The organism is Paraburkholderia sp. MPAMCS5 (assembly GCF_036016995.1).
In the GTDB taxonomy this organism is placed as follows: domain Bacteria; phylum Pseudomonadota; class Gammaproteobacteria; order Burkholderiales; family Burkholderiaceae; genus Paraburkholderia.
Genome location: NZ_JAYXBK010000002.1, coordinates 698479 through 718805, shown reverse-complemented (window position 1 = coordinate 718805; position 20327 = coordinate 698479). Strand labels below are relative to the sequence as shown.

Genomic DNA, 20327 nt, shown 5'->3' with positions numbered 1-20327 from the left:
CATGACTGCTTCGAACATACGTATCGGCATCAATCCGTTGTCGTGGATGAACGACGATCTGCCCTCGCTGGGCGGCGAAACGCCGCTCGACGTCGCGCTGACCGAAGGCCGCCAGATCGGTTATCAGGGCTTCGAACTCGGCAACAAATTTCCGCGCGAGCCGCAGGCGTTGAAAGCGCTGCTCGCGCAATACGATCTCGCGCTCGTCTCGGGCTGGTACTCGGGACGTCTCGCGCGACGCGGCGTCGACGAGGAAATCGCCGAAGTCGGCCCGCATCTCGAACTGCTCGCGCAAAACGGCGCGACCGTCATGGTGTATGGCGAAGTCGCCGATTCGATTCAGGGCGCGCCCCGGCCGCTGTATCAACGGCCGCGTTTTTTCAGCGACGCGCAATGGGCCGCCTACGCCGCGCGTGTCGATGAATTCGCGCGCTACACGTTAAGCCGCGGCGTGCGGCTCGCCTATCATCATCATATGGGTGCGTATGTCGAAACGGCCGCCGACGTCGAGCAGTTGATGTCGCGCACGAGCGACGCCGTCGGCCTGCTGTTCGACGCGGGACACATCACGTTTGCGGGCGGCGATGCGCTCGCCGTGCTCGACAGGCACATCGCCCGCGTGTGCCATGTGCATTGCAAGGACGTGCGCCCCGCCGTCATGAAGCTCGCGCGCAATCGCAACTGGAGTTTTCTCGACGCCGTGATGGCGGGCGCGTTCACCGTGCCCGGCGACGGCGTGGTGGATTTCGCGGCGATCGTCGCGCGTCTGAAACAGCATGGCTATTGCGGCTGGCTCGTGGTCGAAGCGGAACAGGACCCGGTCGTCGCGCCGTCGTTCGAGTATGCGCAGAAAGGCTTCAGGACATTGCGCGCGTGGCTCGATGCACCGCTCGACACGACGCCGGACACGAAGCAGGAGGCAGCATGAGTCTATTGGTGAAGGCGCAGCGCGAAGGCCAGACGATCGCGCGAGTGACACCGGCGTCGGCGTGCTGGCGGTATGTCGGATTTGCCGCGTATCGTCTCGGCGCGAACGAAGTGGTGTACGTGATGGAGCCTTCGCGCGAGGTATGCATCGTCGTGCTCACGGGCGCGGTGGATATCGAAACGGCCGGCACGAAGTGGAGTTCGCTCGGTTCGCGCGACAGCGTGTTCGAAGACGCCGCGCCGCATGCGGTGTATTTGCCGCCCAACGTGCGCGCCACCGTGCGCGCGTGTCGCGATGCGGAGATCGGCGTGGCGAGCGCGCCCGCGAAGGGAGAGTTTGCGGCGCGCCTGATCGAGCCTTCTTCGATGAAACGCTCCACGCGCGGCAAGAGCCTCAATACGCGCTACGTGTGCGATATTCTTCCGCAGACCGAGCCGGCGGAGTCGCTGCTGGTCGTCGAAGTGAGAACGCCGGGCGGGCACGCTTCGAGTTATCCGCCGCACAAGCACGATACCGACAACATCCCGCACGAGAGTTCGCTCGAAGAGACTTACTACCATCGACTGAATCCGCCGCAAGGTTTTGCGTTTCAGCGCGTCTACACCGATATGCGCGATATCGACGAATCCATGGCCGTCGAAGATCGCGATGTTGTGATGGTGCCGCGCGGCTATCATCCGGTGGTCGTGCCGTATGGCTACGACTCGTACTATCTGAACGTGATGGCCGGCGCGCAGCGCGTCTGGCATTTCCATAACGACCCCGCGCACGAGTGGATCGTCGACAAGGACGACTGAGCCGCGCCAGTCGCCTTGTCATTGCTTCATTGGTTCATTGGTTCATTTGTTTCGCGCGGCCAGGTCCACGTCGAGTCCGCCGTCCGTGCCCATTCTCACGGTGCCCTTCGAAACGTCCCGGCGATAGCCGTATAGATCGAACTTCATCGCGCCGGCATTCGAACTGTCCTTGATGAGAGTTCGTGCATTCGTGACGAGCGAGTTGAACATCTTCACGTCGCCGGACTCGATCCACACATAGCTTTTTGCGGCGTTCGCGGGAGGCCGCGCGAACGCGACGGCCGCATCGCGTTTGAACTTGAGCACGAGACCTTCGTCGGTGACAGTCGCGCTCAAAAGATGTCCTTGCAGAACCGGCGGCGGAAAGACCGTGTACTGGTCGAACACGAGTTCGTTGCCGTGAAGCGTGACGCCCTTGCGCGTGAACGGCGTCAGCGAGGCAAGCGGAATATCCAGCGCGCGCAGCAATTTGGCTTGCGGCACGCCCAGCACTTTCACCGAAGTGGGTTCATACACGAGATGCCGCTCGCCTCTCGCGACGATCGTGCCGCTCATCGTCGTGGGCAGCCACACGCCCGGAAAGTGATTCCACAACTTGATGCCGCCACTGACTTCGAGCTTGCCGTCGTGCGGTTTCAATTGCAGGTCGTTCAGCGAGCGCGGTTCGTAGTCGAGCAGATAGTCGTTGAAAAGCGCTGCCATGGCGGGCCACGGCTCGACCACTTCGCCGCCGACGATGCGTATGTCGTACTGATCCGGATCGTCGAGATCGACGGGTTGGCCCGGCGTCTTCGGAATCATTTGCGCGTCGAGCGAACGCACGTGAAAGCCGATGCGCCCCGCCACGAAAAAGTCGACGTTCTCGACGTGAATCAACGAAGCAGGACTCGCCGAATGACGCTCGTCGCGAGGCGCGGTGTTGCGCGAGGCGTTGTTCCCGCCCATGCCCGGTTCGGAAAACGCCACGTGCATGCTGACAGGGATCGCATGCGGCAACGACGCGCTTTGCACCTGCTGCGGCACGCGTTGCCACACGGCGCGCGCCTGCGCGAGCGACGCCTGCTGCGCCCGAATCAAGCTGTCGTTCAGGCGCGCGCTCGCACTGCCGATCTGCGCGGGCGCATTCTTCGCGGCGCTCGCGAGCGTCGCATAGGAAGGCAGATGCACGTCCAATGCGCCTTTTTCGTCGAAGGTGAAATAACCCGCGGCCATCTGCTCGCGGTAGTGATACAGATCGAGCACGAAAGGCGCGCTCATGTCGATCGGCGCGAGCGCCATGTCGATATTCATCGGCATCGAGCGCATGAATTTCACGTCGCCGCCTTCCACCAGCATGCCGCGCGCGGGCATGTTCGCGGGCCAGTCGATCTTCGGCACGGTGCCGTCGTCGAGCGTGAAGCGAACGCCCGCCGCACTCGTGACGATGTGCGTGATCGTCATACGCAGCGCGGGCGGCGGCGTCAGTTTCGCGACCTGCATGATGACGTCGTCGCCGTCGAGCCGCGCGATCGGCGTGTCCACTTTGAGCAGATCGGCCATCTTCACGTGCGCGGCCTGCATCAGTTTGTCGGCGGCCACGCCCGCGACCTCGACATGATCGGCATGGAACACGAGTTCGTCGGCGCCGCGCATCGACAGCGATCCGTTCAGCACGATCGGCACCCACGTATCGCGATGCATCTCGCCGGTGATGCGCAAACTGCCGCCCTCTTGCGGCACGACGCGCATGTTGCGCAGCGGCGAGCCTCGATACTGGAACAGATAACGATTGAAGATCGCGCTGAGCTTCGCGCTGTCGAGCGTGACCTCGCCGCGATGCACGTCGATGCCCACGCTGGTCGGGTCGTCGAACACGATCGGCTCGCCCGCGCGCGCGGGCACGAGCGTGGCCGCCATGTCGTGAATCATGAAGCCGATGTCGCCCGTCACGCGAAAGTCGACATCGCGCGCGAACATCAGCGAACCGTCGATACCCGAATCGCGCAGCGTCAGCGCACGGCTGCGCTTCTCGCTGATGCCGCTCACAACCGGCACGCGCGCGGCGATGCTTCGCTCGAACGCGAGTTGCTTCGCCTTCGCGGTTTCGATCGCGGGACGCGGCGAGGAAGCGGCATTCGCGGGAGAAGCCGCATCGCTCACCGTCGAATTCGCATTCGCGCACGCGGACATCAGCAACGCCGCGCCCAACAAGGCGGCGCCCGCGCCCAGCCGCGCACGCCATTCGCGCTTGCGTTGGGTGGGCGGCAAAATCCGCGGGTCGATCCGCGAACAAAACGGACTCGCGCCGCGCAATGTGCCGGCGGCCTGGTCGTGAAAAGCGCCTGTCTTTTTCATAGTTCTCCTCCGAAAGCCGTGACGCGTCTCGCCGCCGTGCGCGGACGCCGCGCGTCTTCGACCTGATTGTCAGCATTTGTTGGCGTGCTGCCGACAAGATTCATGGAGGAGATTCACCAAACGACCCGGCGTTTTAAACGCGGCGACGTGCTGGCGGAAAACCGCATGTGTCGGGCACGAGCGGCGCGGTGCGAAGGGAGATTCAAACGCTACTCGAAGCGCTGTTTCGAGCGCCGCGCGGCCGTCGCTTTCGAATGCAGAAAAGCTCAGCCTATGCCGAGCCATTCGCGCATCACGTCGGTGCGCTGCATGAACGTGTGGAGTTCGCCGTCGAACACGATCTCGCCATGCCCCATGACGGCGACGCGGCTCGCGATATCCTGCGCGATCACAAGGCGCTGTTCGATCAGCAGCATCGCCATGCCGCGATCGCGCAGCTCGCGCAGACAGTGCGCGACCTGCTGCATCACGAGACTCGCGAGACCTTCGCCGGGTTCGTCGATCACGAGCAGATCGGGATCGCCGAGCAGCGCGCGGGCGAGCGCCAGCATCTGCTGCTCACCGCCCGACAGCGCGCTTGCGCGTGTGCGCCTGCGTTCGCGCAGCACGGGGAACTGCACGTACGCGTCGTCGATGGAAAAGCGCGCGGTGCGCCCGCGCGCGAACGGCGCCACGCCGAGCTGCAGATTTTCGGCGACGCTCAGCGTGGGGAACACATCGCGATGCTCGGGCACATAGCCGATGCCGAGCCGCGCGATTTCAAACGTGCGCAGCCCGCCAAGCGAGCGGCCCGCGAAGCGCAACTCGCCTTCGCGTTGCACGAGGCCCATGATCGCGCGAGCCAGCGTGGAGCGCCCCGAACCATTGCGTCCGACGAGCGCGAGCACTTCGCCCGCGCCGATCTGCAGATTCACGCCGCGCAGCGCGTGGCTCGCGCCGTACCACGCGTTCAGTGCGCGAATGTCGAGCAAGGGCGTCATGCGTCGAAACCTTCGCCGAGATACGCGGCGCGCACCGCGGCGTCGGCGCGGATCGCGGCGGGCGTGCCGCTCGCGATAATGCGCCCTTGCACCAGCACCGAAATACGATCGGCAATCGCGAAGACCGCGTCCATGTCGTGCTCGACCATCAGCAGCGTGCGGCCTGCCGTGGTCGCGCGAATCAGCTCGATGGCGCGCGCCGCTTCGGCGCGGTTCATGCCGGCAGTCGGCTCGTCGAGCAACAAGGTGTGCGCGCCGCCCGCGAGCGCGATGCCGAGGTCGAGCGCGCGCTGCTCGGCATAGCTGAGCGCGCCCGCCTGCACATGAGCGCGCGCGCCGAGGCCGACGGCTTCGAGCACTTCCGAGGCGCGCATATCGACCGTGGACGACCCGATGAAGCGTTGCCACCAGCGCGTACGGTCACGCTCGGCGAGCATCGCGGCACAGCGCAGATTGTCGGCCACGCTCAGGCGCGCGAACACGCTCGTGCTCTGGAAACTGCGCGCGAGGCCGCGGCGCGTGATCGCCGCAGGCGCGAGCCGCGTGATGTCCGCGCCGAACAGATGAACCCGGCCCGCGTTGGGCCGCGTGCCGCCGGCAATCAGATTGAAAAGCGTCGATTTGCCCGCGCCGTTCGGGCCGATCAGCGCGTGACGCTCGCCGGGTTGAATCGCGAGATTCACGCCGCGCAGAATCTGCGTGGCGCCAAAGCGCTTTTCGACGCCGGTGAGCGCGAGAGCCGGGATCATCGCGTATCTCCGGCGTGCGCCTGCGCGCGGGTGCGCGCCGTGAGACGCGTCTGCGCGCGAGCTGCATGGAAAGCCGCGAGCGTTCCGGACGCGGCGAGCAGCAGCACCGCGACGCCGAGCCGCCACGGCGGCGACAAAATCAGCCACGGCACGGCGGCGCCCTCGTCCGCGCCGAATTGCGCGGCATAGGCCCACTGCACCGCGAGCACGACAGCGGCGCTCCACAACAGGATCGCGCCTGCGCCGCACACATAGACGGCGCGGCACTGATGAACGCCGTACCGCGCCACCCGCGCCGTGTGCCGCTGCACGAAGCCGGCGAGTCCATCGGGCGAGGCCACCACCACGGCGATAAAGAACAGCCCCAGATAGAACAGCCACGCGCGCGTGACGCTGGCCACCGCGACGCTGAAAAACGTCAGCATGATCGCGCCGATGACCGGCCCGAAAAAAGCGCTTGTGCCGCCGATCACCGTGGCGATCAGCACCGAGCCCGAGCGCACCATGCCCACGCTTTCGGTCGATACCAGCTCCACGTTGATCAGCGCGAGCGTGCCCGCGACGCCCGCAAAAAACGCCGACAGCACGACGACGCCGTAGCGAATCCGGCGCGGATAGCAGCCGATGGCCGCGGCGCGCGCCGGGTTGTCGCGCACGGCGTTGGCGAGGCGCATGAACGGCGTGCGCGACAACGCGAACATCGCCGCGCTCGCGAGCACACACCACAGCGCGATCAGCGCGTAAGCCTCGCGCGCGGGGCCGAAAGTCCAGTGGGCGAGCAAGGGGCCGCTCGTCCGGTCGATCGCGATACCCGCCTCGCCGCCGAACCACTCGGGCAAGGTCCACGCGGCCGCCGCCACGAGTTCGCCGATGCCGAGCGTGATCATCGCGAAGGCGGTGCCGGCGCGGCGCGTCGAGATGAAGCCGAGCAGCGCCCCGCACGCGGCAGCGCCCGCTCCGCCGATCAGCGGCAGCAGCACGAGCGGCACGCCAACGTGATTGAACACGTGCGCCGCGATCAGCCCGCCGAGACCGGAATACGCGGCGTGCCCGAACGACAGCAGCCCGGCTTCGCCGAGCAGCAGGTTGTAGGAGAGCGCGAAGACAATCATCGTGGCGGTCTGCGCGAGGTACGCGAGCAACCAGCTCTGACGCCACACGAAAGGCGGCGCGCCCAGCAGCAGCATCAGCGCGAGCCACGGCGCGAGCACACGCCACCACGCGCGCGGCGGCGGCGCGAGCGCCGCGCGGGAAAGCGGCACGGCCGCCGGCTTGAACAGGTCACGCATGGTCGTCGCGCCGGCCAAACAGTCCTTGCGGGCGCAGCGCCAGCATGGCGACGAGCAGCAGATACGGAATCAGCGGCGCCAGTTGCGCGAGCGTCAGCGCTTCCCATTGACGGGGCAGCGAGGTGTCGAACGCGGCGAGCAGATCGCCGAGCGAGACGTCGCTCGCGACGGCCAGCGTCTGTACGCAGCCGATCAGCAGCGACGCCACCAGCGCGCCGCCGAGCGAACCCAGCCCGCCGATCACGACGACGACGAACACGATCGAGCCGAGTGAATCGGCCATCGCCGGTTCGATCACGGCAAGCGGCGCGCCGATCACGCCGGCCAGCGCGGCGAGCGCGGTGCCCGCCGCGAACACGCCGGTGAAGACGCGCGGCACGTTGTGGCCGAGCGCTTCGACGGCGCTCGCGTGCGTGAGCGCCGCGCGCACGATCAAGCCTGCCTTCGACACGCGCAGCACCGCGTACAGCAACGCGAGCATCGCGAGCGACACCGCCATCATGAACGCGCGATAACGCGCGAAGGCCGCGCCGTACAGCGTGAAGAGCGGACCGTCGAGCGCGGCCGGCACGCTCGCGCCGAGCGGACTCAAGCCCCAGCCGAGCTTGACGAGTTCGCCGAGCACATAGGCAGCGCCGAAGGTCAGCAGCAATTCCGCGAGATGCCCGTGGCTGCGGACACGGCGCAACAGCCAGCGCTCCAGCGCCGCGCCGACCATGCCGACGACGAGCGGCGCGATCACGAGCGCGCTCCAGAACCCGGCGCGCGCCGCCACCGAATAGCCGATGTAAGCGCCGAGCATATAGAAACTCGCGTGCGCGAAATTGAGCACGCCGAGCATGCTGAAGATCAGCGTCAGACCCGCCGACAGCATGAAGAGCAGCAGGCCGTAGCTGATTCCGTTGAGCAGATTGATGACGAACGACTGCACGTGGCTAGTCCGCGGTCTGATCCGTGACGGCGACGATCGGTTCGAGCGCCGCGCGCAGCGCGTCGGGCAGGCTCACCGGACGGCGCGTCACGCGGTCCACGTAGACATGCACGAAATGGCCTTGCGCGGCGGCCTCTTCGTCGCCTTCGCGGAACAGGCCGACTTCATAGCGCACGCTCGACGTGCCGAGCCGCGTCACGCGCAAGCCCGCTTCGACACGATCGGGAAACACGAGCGGCGCGAAGTAATTGCAGTGCGTCTCGACCACGAGGCCGATGGTCGCGCCGCGCTCGAAATCGAGCACGCCGTTGCGGATCAGATACTCGTTCACCACCGTATCGAAGTAGCTGTAATAGACGACGTTGTTCACGTGACCGTAGACGTCGTTGTCCATCCAGCGCGTGGGGATGATGAGGAAGTGCGGGTAGGCGCTTCGTGCGGTGGTGACGGGTTTGGACATGGGCGCGGGGGGTGGGCGTTGGCTGTGGGCAGGCGGCTTTGGCTTTGGCTTTGGCGTTAGCGGTTACGGTTGCATTGGCGGTTGGGCTCACTGCCCCGGCTTGTCGACGAACTCGAACGGCAAGCCGCGCCGCCGCATCCATTCGCCGAGCGCCTGACCGGTGCCGGCGCGCCAGGGCCGTAGTTTGGCGGGCTCGACGAGCCGGTATTCGAGCAGCTCGGGCGACAGCGAAATATCACCCTGCGCCTTCACGTGATACGCGATGATCAGTTCGTTCTTGCGGATGAATTCGTACACGCCGATCAGTTCCACCGATTCCGCTCGCAGCGATGTCTCTTCCCACACTTCGCGCGCAATGCCCTGTTCCGGCGTCTCGCCGTTCTCGAGAAAGCCCGTGATCAGCGCAAACACGCCCTCCGCCCACGCGGCGTTGCGCGCGAGCAGGATCTTGCCCTCGTATTCGACGATCGCCGCGACCACCGGCAGCGGATTGTTCCAGTGCACGTAGCCGCATCCGGCATCGGGGCAGGTCTGGCGGATGCGTCCGCCTTCATGCTCGGCGTCGGCCCGCTCGGTCAACGGCGACGCGCAGCGGGGGCAAAATCGGTAGTCGGTCATGATGAGTGGCTTGTGAGGTCTGTTTTTTTCTGTGTAGCGGCCTGTGCCGTGCGTGCAACGCGCGCCTCGAATCGCGGCGGCGATTCTCACGCCGCGCAAAGCTCGCGCACTTCCGCCGCGAAACGCTCGACGGTTTCCGGTTGCGTGTCCCACGCGCACATCAGCCGGCAGCCGCCCGCGCCGATGAACTCGTAGAACTTCCAGCCGCGCGCGCGCATGGCCTTCGCGGCTGGCGCGGGCAGTTGCGCGAAAACCGCGTTCGATTCGCGCGGAAACATGATGCTCACGCCGGGAATTTCCTGCAACCGCGTTTGCAGCAGTTGGGCCATCGCGTTCGCGTGACGCGCGTTGCGCAGCCACACGTCGTTATCGAGCAGCCCGAGCCACGGCGCGGAGATGAAGCGCATTTTCGACGCGAGCTGGCCAGCCTGCTTCAGACGGTAGGCGAAGTCGTCCGCGAGCGCGCGGTCGAAGAACACCACGGCCTCGCCCACTGGCAAGCCGTTCTTGGTGCCGCCGAAACACAGCACATCGACGCCCGCGCGCCACGTGATCTCGGACGGATGCACGTCGAGCGCGGCCACCGCGTTGGCGAAGCGCGCGCCGTCCATATGCACCTTCAGATGATGCCGCCCGGCGATGTCCGCGATGGCCCGGACTTCCTCGACGCTATAGACGGTGCCGACTTCCGTGGACTGCGTGAGCGTCACGACCTTGGGCTTTGGATAGTGAATGTCGGCGCGCCGCGTGATGACCGCCTCGATGGCATCGGGCGTGAGCTTGCCGCCGATGCCGCTCGCCGTCAGCAGTTTGGAGCCGCCGGAGAAGAATTCCGGGCCGCCGCATTCGTCGGTTTCGATGTGCGCGAGTTCATGGCAGATGACCGAGTGGTACGACTGGCACAGCGACGCGAGCGCGAGCGAATTAGCCGCCGTGCCGTTGAAGACGAAGAACACTTCGCAGTCGGTCTGAAACAGTTCGCGCAGACGGTCGCAGACCTGGTTGGTCCACGAGTCGTCGCCGTAGGCCGGCTCGTGGCCGCTGTTGTTGGCGGCGATCAGCGCGTCGAGCGCTTCGGGGCAGATGCCGGCGTAGTTGTCGGACGCGAAATGTTGCATGACGGGCGGCGCAGCCGGCGACAGGCGCGCGAGGATGACGGAAAGCGGTCATTTTAGTGCGCCGGGGCGGGATTGGGTTTGGGAGGAGTGTTGGGGGTGGGTTGATCGCGGCTGATTGGTTCGCGAATGGTTGGTTGTGGGCGGTTGGTTGTGGGCGGTTGGTTGTGGGCGGTGGGTTGTGGACGCCTGACGATCCGCGCCCCGCCGCGACTATCTGGCCGCAATCTCGGCGAGCGCTTCAACCGCAGCCGCAGTCCGGCATGCGGCCTCGCCCGCGCGGCATCCGCGCGACCGCGATGAGGCCGCCCGCGCCCAGCAACAACGCCCCAGCCGCGAGCCACAAAGCCGGCGAAAACGAGCCGGTGTGCGCGGCGATCGGCGCGGCCACCAGCGGCCCGACAATCTGACCCAGACCATAGGCGGCGGTCGCATAACCCATCAGACCGGCGGCGTCGTCCCCGCGAAGACGCCGCGCCTCGCGCATCGCGAACAGCGTGATCGCGGTGAACGGCACTCCGATCAGAATGCTTCCGAGCGAAAATCCACCCGCCGTCGGCCACACGATGCCAAGCGCGATGCCGCACGCCTGCAGCACATAGCAGCCGGCCAGCAACTGGCGATTGTCCCAATGCAGCGGCAGGCGCGCAGCCAGTAAAGCGCCGACGATCAGCGCCGCGCCGAACATCGGCCAGAACAGATCGGGCCACGGCGAGCCGGGCAACGCATGACGCGCGATCACCGGCAAGAACGTCGCGGTGATGATGTAGCCGAAGCCGGGCACGCCGTATAAAAGGATGAGCCAGAAGGCGTCGGCGCGATGCGCGGCCGGGGCGACGCCGGCGGTTGCCGCGTGCTGACTGTTTGATGCGACCGAGTCCGGGGTGCGGAAGCCGGTCGGCGCGCGTGGGCGAGCGGTGTCGTGGTCGGCGGCCGCATGCTGCGCTCGACCGGTCTCTTCGCCAACGCCCACGTGCTGCGCTCGACCAGTCTCTTCAGCAACACCCACGTGCCGCGCTCGACCGGCCTCTTCGCCAACACCCACGTGCCGCGCTCGACCGGCCTCTTCGCCAACACCCACGTGCCGCGCTCGACCGGCCTCTTCGCCAACACCGGCTTGCCGCACTCCGGCTGCTGTCCTCGCGACGCTCTCGCTCGCAGACTCTGCTGCCGCCTCACGGCTCGAGGGCTCCGAGCGGCCAGAACGGTCCAATCTGGCGCCCACCCGCGCGGCACCGGCGCGAGACGCCGCGCTGAACGCCGGCCAGACCACAATCGTCAGAACCAGCGAGATCAGGCCGAAGCCGATCCATCCCGCCGTGGCGCCGTAACCGCCCGCCGCGCTGACCATCAGCCCGGTTCCGACGATGCCCACGCCCGGCCCCGTATAAATCACGCCGCCCCACGCGGGCGCGCGCAACTCGGCCAAGCGCCGCAAGCCCCATTGCGACGCGAAAACGAAGGTCCACGCGCTGACCGCCCCGGCGACGAACCGCACCACCGCCCACACCCAGAACTGGCTCGTGACGCCCATCGCCAGTGTCAACAGCACAGTCAGCACGAGCCCCGAGCGCACCATCCGCGCCGGCGCGACAGGCAGCGCCGCGCAAGTGAGCGCGCCGACGAAGTAGCCCGCGTAATTGAACGATGCGAGCCAGCCGCCATGCTGGATGTCGATGGGCGGCTGACCGAACGCGCCGCCATGCAGCATCAGCGGCAGGAGCGGCGTGAAGGCAAAGCGCCCCACGCCGAGCGCAACAGCCAGCGTCACCATGCAAGCGAGCGCGGCACGCCGGGCGGCATTCGGCTCCGCCGACAGCGATGGGGTCTGGGAAGCGAAATCGTTCATAAGCGGTATCGAAAGAAAAACGCGGGAGCGCGTCAGCCATGCCTTATTGGCAGGAGTCCCATATTAACTTGACGATTCAATCATGAAAAATGAATAATTTGGATACTATCCATCGCGAGGAGAGAATCGTGGATCTGGCCGCCTTGACGATTTTTCGGGCCGTCGTGCGGGAAAACGGCGTGACGCGCGCCGCTGCGAAGCTCAATCGCGTGCAATCGAACGTGACGACGCGTATCAAGCAACTGGAGGAGCAACTGGGCGCGGACCTTTTTATCCGTGACGGGCGTCGTCTCGTGCTGACGCCCGCCGGCGAAACGCTCCTGCCCTACGCCGAACGGCTGCTGGCTCTCGCCGACGAAGCGCGCCACGCAGTCCGCGCGGATCGTCCGAGCGGGCGCCTGCGTCTGGGCACGATGGAAAGCGTCGCGGCCACGCGTCTCCCTGGCCTGCTCGCGCAATATCATCAGCAATGGCCTGACGTGGCGCTGGAACTCGAAACGGGAACGACCGGCAAGCTCATCGAGCGCGTCCGCGAATTCGAAGTGGACGCCGCGCTGGTTGCCACGCCGCTGGACCCCGCGACGCTCGGCGACCTGTTCGAAACCGTGCCAGTGTTCAGGGAAGAACTGGTGATGCTGACGCCGCGCGGGCATCGGCCTATTCGCGAAGTGCGCGACATCGCGCTATCGACGCTCGTGGCATTCGAACGCGGCTGCTCGTATCGCGCCTATATCGAAAAGTGGTATCTGGAGCACGGCGTGAGGCCGGCGCGGGTGCTGGAGTTGGGCTCGTATCACGCGATCGTCGCTTGCGTGGCCGCCGGCGCGGGCGTGGCGGTTGCGCCGCGATCGGTGCTGGAACTACAAGCCGATGCGAGCAATATCGCGGTTCACGAGTTGCCGGACATCGGAATGGTCGAAACGTTGCTCGTCTGGCGGCGCGGGCATTTTTCGTCGGCGCTCAATGCGTTGAAAAAAACCCTTCTTGCCAGCGATGACGCGAACGGTTTGGCGAGCAAAGTGGATGCAGGCGCCGCCGTCGCTTGAAACGGGCCAGGGATTCAGCACAAAAAAATCAGGCCTGAAAAAACTTCGGGCCACGCGTCGCGCCGGATAACCTGGCGTTCCGCGTGGCCCTCGTCAGTCTGTTGCAGCTTGCTGCCCGGCTTTCGGCTAGCCATTAAGGCCGGGCAAAAAAACCATCAAAGCTGCGCTTCGACCCAGCTCTTCACGCCGGCAAGCGCCGCAGGCAGATTCGCCGGTTCGGTGCCGCCAGCCTGAGCCATATCCGGGCGGCCGCCGCCCTTGCCGCCCACCTGCTGCGCGACGAAGTTGACCAGCTCGCCCGCCTTGACCTTCTTACTTGCGTCCGCCGTCACGCCGGCAATCAGGCTGACCTTGCCGCCTTCGACCGAAGCCAGCACGATTGCCGCGCTCTTCAGCTTGTCCTTGAGTTTGTCGACCGTTTCGCGCAGCGTTTTGACGTCCGCGCCTTCGAGCGTGGCGGCGAGAACCTGCACGCCAGCCACTTCGATTGCCTGACCCGCCAGTTCGTCGCCCTGGCTCGACGCCATTTTCGACTTGAGCGCGCTCAGCTCCTTCTCGAGCTGCTTGACCTGATCCTGCACTTGCGTGATGCGTTGCGTCAGTTCGGATGGCTGCGCCTTCAGCACCGCCGCGGCAGCATTGATGCGCGCGTCGAGATCCTGCACGAAGCGCACCGCGTTGTCGCCGGTGATCGCTTCCACGCGGCGAATGCCCGCCGCCACGCCGCCTTCCATCACGATCTTGAACAGGCCGATGTCGCCGGTGCGGTGCACGTGCGTGCCGCCGCACAATTCGCGCGAGAAGCCAAGGTCGAGCACGCGCACTTCGTCGCCGTATTTTTCGCCGAAGAGCGCCATTGCGCCGCCCTTCACTGCTTCGTCGAATGGCATGACGCGCACGATGCCCGGCGCGTTCGCCAGCACTTCGGCATTGACGATTTCTTCGACGCGGCGAATCTGCTCGTCCGTCATGGGCGCGTTGTGCGCGAAGTCGAAACGCGTCTTGTCCGGATCGACCAGCGAACCCTTCTGCTGCACGTGTGAACCGAGCACTTCGCGCAGCGCCTTATGCATCAGGTGCGTGGCCGAGTGGTTGCGGGCCGTGCGGGCGCGGCGCACCGCGTCGATTTCCGCTTTCACGACGTCGCCCACTTTCAGCGTGCCCTGTTCCAGCGTGCCGTGATGACCCACCACGTCGGCCTGGACCTTCAGCGTGTCGGCCACCGAAAAGCGCACGCTCGCGTTCGCGAGCAGCCCTTGGTCGCCGACCTGGCCGCCCGACTCCGCGTAGAACGGCGTGTGATCCAGCACGACCACGGCCTGCTGGCCGTGCGCGACTTGTTGCACCGACGCGCCGTCCACATACAGCGCGACCACTTTCGCGTCGTCGAAGACAATTTCTTCGTAGCCGTGGAACGTGGTCTTCGCGCCCGAGTATTCGAGGCCTTGCGCCATCTTGAACTTGCCCGCCGCGCGCGCCTGTTCGCGCTGACGCGCCATGGCTTCGTCGAAGGCGGATTCGTCGACCGTGACTTCGCGCTCACGGCACACGTCCGCCGTCAGGTCCAGCGGGAAGCCGTACGTGTCGTGCAGCTTGAATGCGAGTTCGCCGTCGAGCGTCTTGCCGCCCTTCTTTTCAAGATCGGCCAGCGCGGATTCGAGAATCGACATGCCGTGCTCGATGGTCTCGAAAAAGCGCTCTTCTTCCTGACGCAGCACGTCGGTCACACGCTGCTCGGCTTCCTTCAGTTCCGGATAGGCGCCGCCCATTTGCGCGACGAGATCCGCCACCATGCGATGGAAGAACGAGCCCTTCTTGCCCAGCTTGTAGCCGTGACGGATCGCGCGGCGCACGATGCGGCGCAGCACGTAACCGCGGCCTTCGTTGCCCGGAATCACGCCGTCGACGATCAGGAACGAGCAGGCGCGGATATGGTCTGCAATGACCTTCAGCGAGTTGTTCGTGAGATCGCTCACGCCGGTTTCGCGCGCGGCAGCCTTGATGAGCGCCTGGAACAGGTCGATCTCGTAGTTGCTGTGCACGTGCTGCAGGACCGCGGCGATACGCTCGAGACCCATGCCGGTGTCGACGCACTGCTTGGGCAGCGGCGTCATGTTGCCCTGTGCGTCGCGGCTGAATTGCATGAACACGAGATTCCAGATCTCGATATAGCGGTCGCCGTCTTCTTCAGGCGATCCCGGCGGGCCGCCCCACACGTCCGGGCCGTGGTCGTAGAAAATTTCGGAGCACGGGCCGCACGGGCCGACGTCGGCCATTTGCCAGAAGTTGTCCGACGCGTAGCGCGCGCCCTTGTTGTCGCCGATACGGATAATGCGCTCGACCGGCACGCCCACTTCCTTCGCCCAGATGTCGTGCGCTTCGTCGTCTTCCTGATAGACGGTGACCCACAGCTTCTCTTTCGGCAACTGGTACACGCCCGTGAGCAATTCCCACGCGTAGTGGATCGCGTCGCGCTTGAAGTAGTCGCCGAACGAGAAGTTGCCCAGCATTTCGAAGAACGTATGGTGACGCGCGGTGTAGCCGACGTTTTCGAGGTCGTTGTGCTTGCCGCCTGCGCGCACGCTGCGCTGCGCGGTCGTGGCGCGCGAATACGGACGCGATTCCGCGCCGAGGAACACATCTTTGAACTGCACCATTCCCGAATTGGTGAAGAGCAGTGTCGGGTCGTTGCCGGGCACAAGGCTCGACGAGCGAACGATCGTATGGCCCTTCGATTCGAAGAACTTGAGGAATTTCTCGCGGATTTCGGCGGCTTTCATGGCGTGCGGGGGACGGTCCTGACTATTCCTGACTTTTACCGGCGGCATCGTGAGATGCGCCAACTGTTTGTTTCTTAAACGACTGATTATACGGGATCGGCGCACTCGCGCGGCAGCGCCGCGGCCTCGTTGGCCATTCGGCCAGGTTTGGCCGGCCAGCGCGATATCGGGACATGCGCTCTTCGTCCTATGATGTTTGGCCGACTGGGTGTGCATCCGGGAATCGCTTAAGATGGCCTACTCAACAATTATCTTGAGACATTCACCAATATGGGCGCTCTCAGTCATATCCGCGTGCTGGATCTCACCCGCGTGCTCGCCGGCCCGTGGTGCGCGCAAACACTTGCCGATTTCGGCGCCGACGTGATCAAGATCGAGCGCCCCGAAGTGGGCGACGACACGCGTCACTGGGGGCCTCCGTACCTCAAGACGCCCGAAGGCGCGGACACGCGCGAGGCCGCGTACTACCTGGCGGCGAATCGCAACAAGCGCTCGGTCACGCTCGATATCGCCTCGCCCGAAGGCCAGCGGATCATTCGCGAACTGGCCGCGCAAAGCGACGTGGTGCTGGAGAACTACAAGGTCGGGCAGTTGAAGAAATACGGTCTCGATTACGCGTCGCTGAAGGAAGTGAAGCCCGATCTGATCTATTGCTCGGTTACGGGCTTCGGGCAGACCGGACCGTATGCGCAGCGCGCGGGCTACGACTTCATCGTGCAAGGCATCGGCGGCTTCATGAGCATTACCGGCGAGCGCGAAGGCCAGCCGGGCGGCGGTCCGCAAAAGGCCGGCGTGGCGATCGCCGACCTGATGACCGGCATGTACTCGACCATCGCCGTGCTCACCGCGCTCACGCACCGCGACCGCACGGGCGAAGGCCAGTACATCGACATGGCGCTGCTCGACGTGCAGGTCGCCATGCTCGCCAACATGAATTCGAACTACCTCGCGAGCGGTCAGCCACCGGTGCGCTGGGGCAACGCGCATCCGAACATCGTGCCGTACCAGACCTTCCAGACAAGCGACGGCTGGATCATCGTCGCGGTGGGCAACGACGGTCAGTTCCGCAAGTTCGTCGAGGTGGGCGGCCGCCCCGAACTCGCCCTGGACGAGCGTTTCGCGACCAATCCGGCGCGCGTGAGGCATCGCGACGTGCTGGTGCCCATCCTCGCGGAAATGGTTCGTTTGCAGGGCAAGCAGCAGTGGATCGCGGCGCTGGAAGGCGCGGGCGTGCCGTGCGGGCCGATCAACGACCTTGGAGAAGTGTTTGAAAACGAGCAGGTGGTGGCGCGCGGCATGCAGGTGAACCTGCCGCATCCGTCAGGCGGCACCGTCAAGCTGGTGCGCAATCCGATCAACATGACGGCCACGCCGCCGGAGGCGCTGACTCATCCGCCCACGCTTGGCGAGCACACTGAAAGCGTCCTGCGCGACGTGCTCGCTTACGACGATGAGCGGATCGCGGCGTTGCGCCGGCAATCGGTGATCTGAGCGGAGTTGTTGAGCGAAGTGAATCTCAGCGCGAGGGCGAGACGCCGGTTTCCTGCCGTGCGCCCTCGCCGTGCGCCCTCTTCTTCAGGCTGACGTGGCGAGCGCGGCGAGCCAGCCGCGCGCCTCGTCCCAGTCGCCGAGACCGCTGTCGGCATTGATGTGCCCGCGCGGGCCGACGCCGATCCAGCGGCTCCCCCAGGCGCTCGCGCAGGCTTGCGAGAACGGCACGCCGCCGTAGGGGTCGTCGGTGCTCGCCACGACCATGCTCGCGAACGGCAAGCATTCGAGAGTTACGGGCGCGAAGCCGCTCGCATCGAGTGGAAAGTGCGGCTCTGCGGGATCAGGCACGGCCACCAGCAGCGCGCCCGCGATCTTCGCGAGCTGCGCGGCGCTCGCATACTGCGTGGCCCAGAACGCCGTGGTCAGGCAGCCCAGGCTGTGAGCGGCGAAAACGATGGGCCCGCGTGCGGCGGCTACCGCGGCGTCCAGCGTACGGCACCAGGCGTCGCGCGCGGGGCGATTCCAATCAGGCATCCGCACGCGCGTGCATGCCGGGTCAAGCGCTTCCCAGCGAGTTTGCCAATGTCCCGCGCCGGAATTCTGATAGCCCGGCAGTATCAGAACATTCGCCGGCACGTGCTCGGGCGAGGTCGGTGTTTTTCCGTTCATTACTGCGGTCCCGTCGCGGCGCGCGTCAACGCACCACTCGCGCAACGCCCATGCCGCGCGGATCGGCTGCCGGCTCGGGCGTCGCGCCCTCGATGCGGATCATCTGCACATCGCCGTTGAACGACTGCCCCTCCACCGTGTAGCCGAGGGCTTGCAATTGCTGCGCGAGCTCGCCCGCGATGGGCCGGTACGGCTCGAAGTAAATCGTCTTCTGCGGCAGCAACTGATGGTGGAACCGCATCGCGGCGAGCGCGTCGGCGGGCGTCATGTTGAAGTCCTGCAGATCCGTCATGACCTGGAAGATCGACGTCAGGATACGAGAACCGCCCGGCGTGCCGATGACGAGCGAGACCTTGTCGTCCTTCAGCACGATAGTCGGCGTCATCGACGAAAGCGGGCGGCGGCCGGGCGACACCGTGTTCAGGTCGGCGCCGCCCGCGCCCGGCTGACTCGCGGCGGCAGGCTTCGTCACGAAGTCGTCCATCGCATCGTTCAGCAGGAAGCCGGCGCCGTCCACCACCACACCCGAGCCGAATTCGCCGTCGAGCGTCGTCGTGTTCGAGACCGCGTTGCCCCATTTGTCCACCACGGAGAAATGCGTGGTCTGCGCCTTTTCAGGCGACGCTTCGCCGAGACCGGGTTTGACGGGCGTCGCGCCTGGCGCTTCGTCAGGCTTGATGTCGGCGGCGCGCCCGGCGAGGTACGTGTCGTCGAGCAGTTTGCTCACGGGCAGTTTCGACGCGTCCGGGTCGCCCAGATATTGCTGCCGGTCGGCGAACACGCGGTCTTCGATCTGCGCGATCAAATGGATGTACGGCGCGGAATTCAGTTCGACGCCGTCGAAAGCCGGTTTCAGATCCGCCTTCATTTTCAGCATCTGGATGAGCCCGACGCCGCCGGAACTCGGCGGCGGCGCGGTGAGCACCTGATAGCCGTTCCAGTTCGCCGCGAGCGGCTGGCGCCACACGGCCTTGTACTGCTGCAGGTCGGCCTTCGTGACGAGACCGTGCCCGTACATCTGTTGCGCGATCAGATCGGCGGTGCGCCCCTCGTAGAACTCGCGGCCGCCGTCGCTTGCAATACGCGCGAGGGTCTGCGCAAGCTCGGGCTGACGGTACGTCGTGCCCGCTTTCAGGTTCGAGAAATAGGCATCGAAATTGGTCTTGCCGGCGAAATTCTTCGCCGTTGCGTCACGCCGCTGCGAAAGCCACGGCTCGACCTGAAACCCCTCGGTCGCGTAATGGATCGCGGGCGCGAGCACCTGCTTCCATTTGAGCTTGCCGAAACGCTGCTGCGCCCGCCACATTCCGTCGACGGTGCCCGGCACGGCCACCGCCCGATGGCCGACCACGCTCATACCCGACACGGCGTTGCCCTTGTCGTCGAGATACATGTCGCGGGTCGCCTGTTGCGGCGCGCGCTCGCGGTAGTCGAGGAAATATGGCTTGCCGTCCACGAATAGCGTCATGAACCCGCCGCCGCCGAGGTTCCCGGCGTCTGGCCGCGTCACGGCGAGTGTGAAGGCGATGGCCACGGCGGCATCCACCGCGTTGCCGCCGGCGGCGAATATCTGCTGCGCGGCGTCGGCGCTGTAGCGATCCGGCGCGGCTACCGCGGAGGCATCGAACACGGCTTTGGGCGGCGGCGTCTTCGCGAGCGCGGGAGCCGGCGCGACGACGCTCGCCCCCAACGTTGCGAACAGCGCCGTGGCGCGGACGATCCGCGCGAGCGGGCTGAAGGCCGAAGGGGTGAAGACCCAGGCGGTGGAGGCGAAAGGCGCGCGAGGCGCGCCGTGGGTCGGGACTGGCATCCGAGAAACTCCGGCAACTGAGGGCCACAGAGGGCCATTGAAGGCAACATGGGACAACCGAGGAAGCCATGTTGCACGAACGGCGATCTTTCGTGCAAGGCGGCGAGCGGCGAGGCGACTTGCGCGCACGGCTGCGGCGAAAAGCGCGCGCATGGGCCTTCGCGATCACGGTGCAACCGGCAGGCGGCAACCGGCATTGCAACGGTATTACCCCGGATGAACCCCCGCGGGTTAGGAAAGCGTCGCGCAACGCGCCAGCCTTCCGGCAATAGCGCGATGGCCTGATACATCCGTATGAGACCCATCCGTATGAGACCCATCCGCACGAGAACATGCGCATAAAACCCGCGCCGCCCGGATGCTAAGTCGCCTCGCGGCGCCCCAACAAACCGTTTTACCTCCTGTTACAGCAGGCCGCAGCCATTGAGCCAGTGCCGAACCCGCGCCGAACCACCACCCAACCGCCTTCAATCAACCGCGA

At 65.8% G+C, this 20327-nt stretch carries 16 protein-coding genes; 4 read left to right on the top strand and 12 right to left on the bottom strand.

Going from position 1 to position 20327, the window contains the following annotated elements:
* Position 1 precedes the first annotated feature (1 nt).
* Both iolE and iolB read left to right on the top strand, forming a co-directional pair.
* Positions 2-928: a myo-inosose-2 dehydratase gene (iolE, locus tag VOM14_RS07425; protein WP_327628061.1), complete on the top strand. Its 927-nt coding sequence runs from the start codon at positions 2-4 to the stop codon at positions 926-928.
* A complete protein-coding gene (gene iolB / locus VOM14_RS07420; protein WP_327628060.1) occupies positions 925-1725 on the top strand; it encodes a 5-deoxy-glucuronate isomerase in 801 nt (266 codons plus the stop codon). The genes iolE and iolB overlap by 4 nt, the downstream gene beginning before the upstream one ends.
* A gap of 42 nt (positions 1726-1767) precedes the next feature.
* On the opposite strand, the gene VOM14_RS07415 is transcribed toward iolB, so the two are convergent.
* The 9 genes from VOM14_RS07415 to VOM14_RS07375 all read right to left on the bottom strand — a co-directional run bounded on the left by VOM14_RS07415 (position 1768) and on the right by VOM14_RS07375 (position 12050).
* On the bottom strand, positions 1768-4059 hold the full coding sequence (locus VOM14_RS07415; protein WP_442955522.1) for a hypothetical protein: 2292 nt from the start codon (positions 4057-4059) through the stop codon (positions 1768-1770).
* Between the two features lie 266 nt (positions 4060-4325).
* Positions 4326-5039, bottom strand: a complete 714-nt coding sequence (locus VOM14_RS07410; RefSeq protein ID WP_327628059.1) for an ABC transporter ATP-binding protein — start codon at positions 5037-5039, stop codon at positions 4326-4328.
* Positions 5036-5788 (bottom strand): ABC transporter ATP-binding protein, encoded by a 753-nt coding sequence (locus VOM14_RS07405; protein ID WP_327628058.1) that lies wholly within the window; start codon positions 5786-5788, stop codon positions 5036-5038. The genes VOM14_RS07410 and VOM14_RS07405 overlap by 4 nt, the downstream gene beginning before the upstream one ends.
* Positions 5785-7077 (bottom strand): branched-chain amino acid ABC transporter permease, encoded by a 1293-nt coding sequence (locus VOM14_RS07400; RefSeq protein WP_442955521.1) that lies wholly within the window; start codon positions 7075-7077, stop codon positions 5785-5787. The genes VOM14_RS07405 and VOM14_RS07400 overlap by 4 nt, the downstream gene beginning before the upstream one ends.
* Positions 7070-8008: a branched-chain amino acid ABC transporter permease gene (locus VOM14_RS07395; protein WP_327628057.1), complete on the bottom strand. Its 939-nt coding sequence runs from the start codon at positions 8006-8008 to the stop codon at positions 7070-7072. Before VOM14_RS07395 ends, VOM14_RS07400 begins: the two co-directional genes overlap by 8 nt.
* Positions 8009-8012: 4 nt before the next feature.
* The gene (locus tag VOM14_RS07390) at positions 8013-8468 is read right to left on the bottom strand and encodes an acyl-CoA thioesterase (protein WP_327628056.1); all 456 of its coding nucleotides are present in this window, start codon (positions 8466-8468) and stop codon (positions 8013-8015) included.
* An 87-nt stretch (positions 8469-8555) separates the two neighbouring features.
* Positions 8556-9086 carry an NUDIX domain-containing protein gene (locus VOM14_RS07385; protein ID WP_327628055.1) on the bottom strand — a complete coding sequence of 177 codons (531 nt, stop codon included), beginning with the start codon at positions 9084-9086 and terminating at the stop codon, positions 8556-8558.
* A gap of 86 nt (positions 9087-9172) precedes the next feature.
* Positions 9173-10204 carry a threonine aldolase family protein gene (locus tag VOM14_RS07380; RefSeq protein ID WP_327628054.1) on the bottom strand — a complete coding sequence of 344 codons (1032 nt, stop codon included), beginning with the start codon at positions 10202-10204 and terminating at the stop codon, positions 9173-9175.
* Positions 10205-10442: 238 nt separating this feature from the next.
* Positions 10443-12050 (bottom strand): YbfB/YjiJ family MFS transporter, encoded by a 1608-nt coding sequence (locus tag VOM14_RS07375; protein ID WP_327628053.1) that lies wholly within the window; start codon positions 12048-12050, stop codon positions 10443-10445.
* A 128-nt stretch (positions 12051-12178) separates the two neighbouring features.
* Between VOM14_RS07375 and VOM14_RS07370 the strand changes: the two genes are divergently transcribed.
* A complete protein-coding gene (locus VOM14_RS07370) occupies positions 12179-13096 on the top strand; it encodes a LysR family transcriptional regulator (protein WP_327628052.1) in 918 nt (305 codons plus the stop codon).
* Positions 13097-13251: 155 nt separating this feature from the next.
* Here VOM14_RS07370 and alaS read toward each other — a convergent pair whose 3' ends face one another.
* Positions 13252-15876 carry an alanine--tRNA ligase gene (gene alaS, locus VOM14_RS07365; protein WP_327628051.1) on the bottom strand — a complete coding sequence of 875 codons (2625 nt, stop codon included), beginning with the start codon at positions 15874-15876 and terminating at the stop codon, positions 13252-13254.
* Between the two features lie 270 nt (positions 15877-16146).
* Here alaS and VOM14_RS07360 point away from each other — a divergent pair, with 270 nt between their 5' ends.
* Entirely contained in the window at positions 16147-17367 is a 1221-nt protein-coding gene (locus VOM14_RS07360) for a CaiB/BaiF CoA transferase family protein (RefSeq protein ID WP_327628050.1), read from the top strand.
* Positions 17368-17451: 84 nt separating this feature from the next.
* Here VOM14_RS07360 and VOM14_RS07355 read toward each other — a convergent pair whose 3' ends face one another.
* Positions 17452-18036 carry an RBBP9/YdeN family alpha/beta hydrolase gene (locus tag VOM14_RS07355; protein ID WP_327628049.1) on the bottom strand — a complete coding sequence of 195 codons (585 nt, stop codon included), beginning with the start codon at positions 18034-18036 and terminating at the stop codon, positions 17452-17454.
* Between the two features lie 25 nt (positions 18037-18061).
* On the bottom strand, positions 18062-19846 hold the full coding sequence (ggt, locus tag VOM14_RS07350) for a gamma-glutamyltransferase (RefSeq protein ID WP_327628048.1): 1785 nt from the start codon (positions 19844-19846) through the stop codon (positions 18062-18064).
* Positions 19847-20327: the final 481 nt, after the last annotated feature.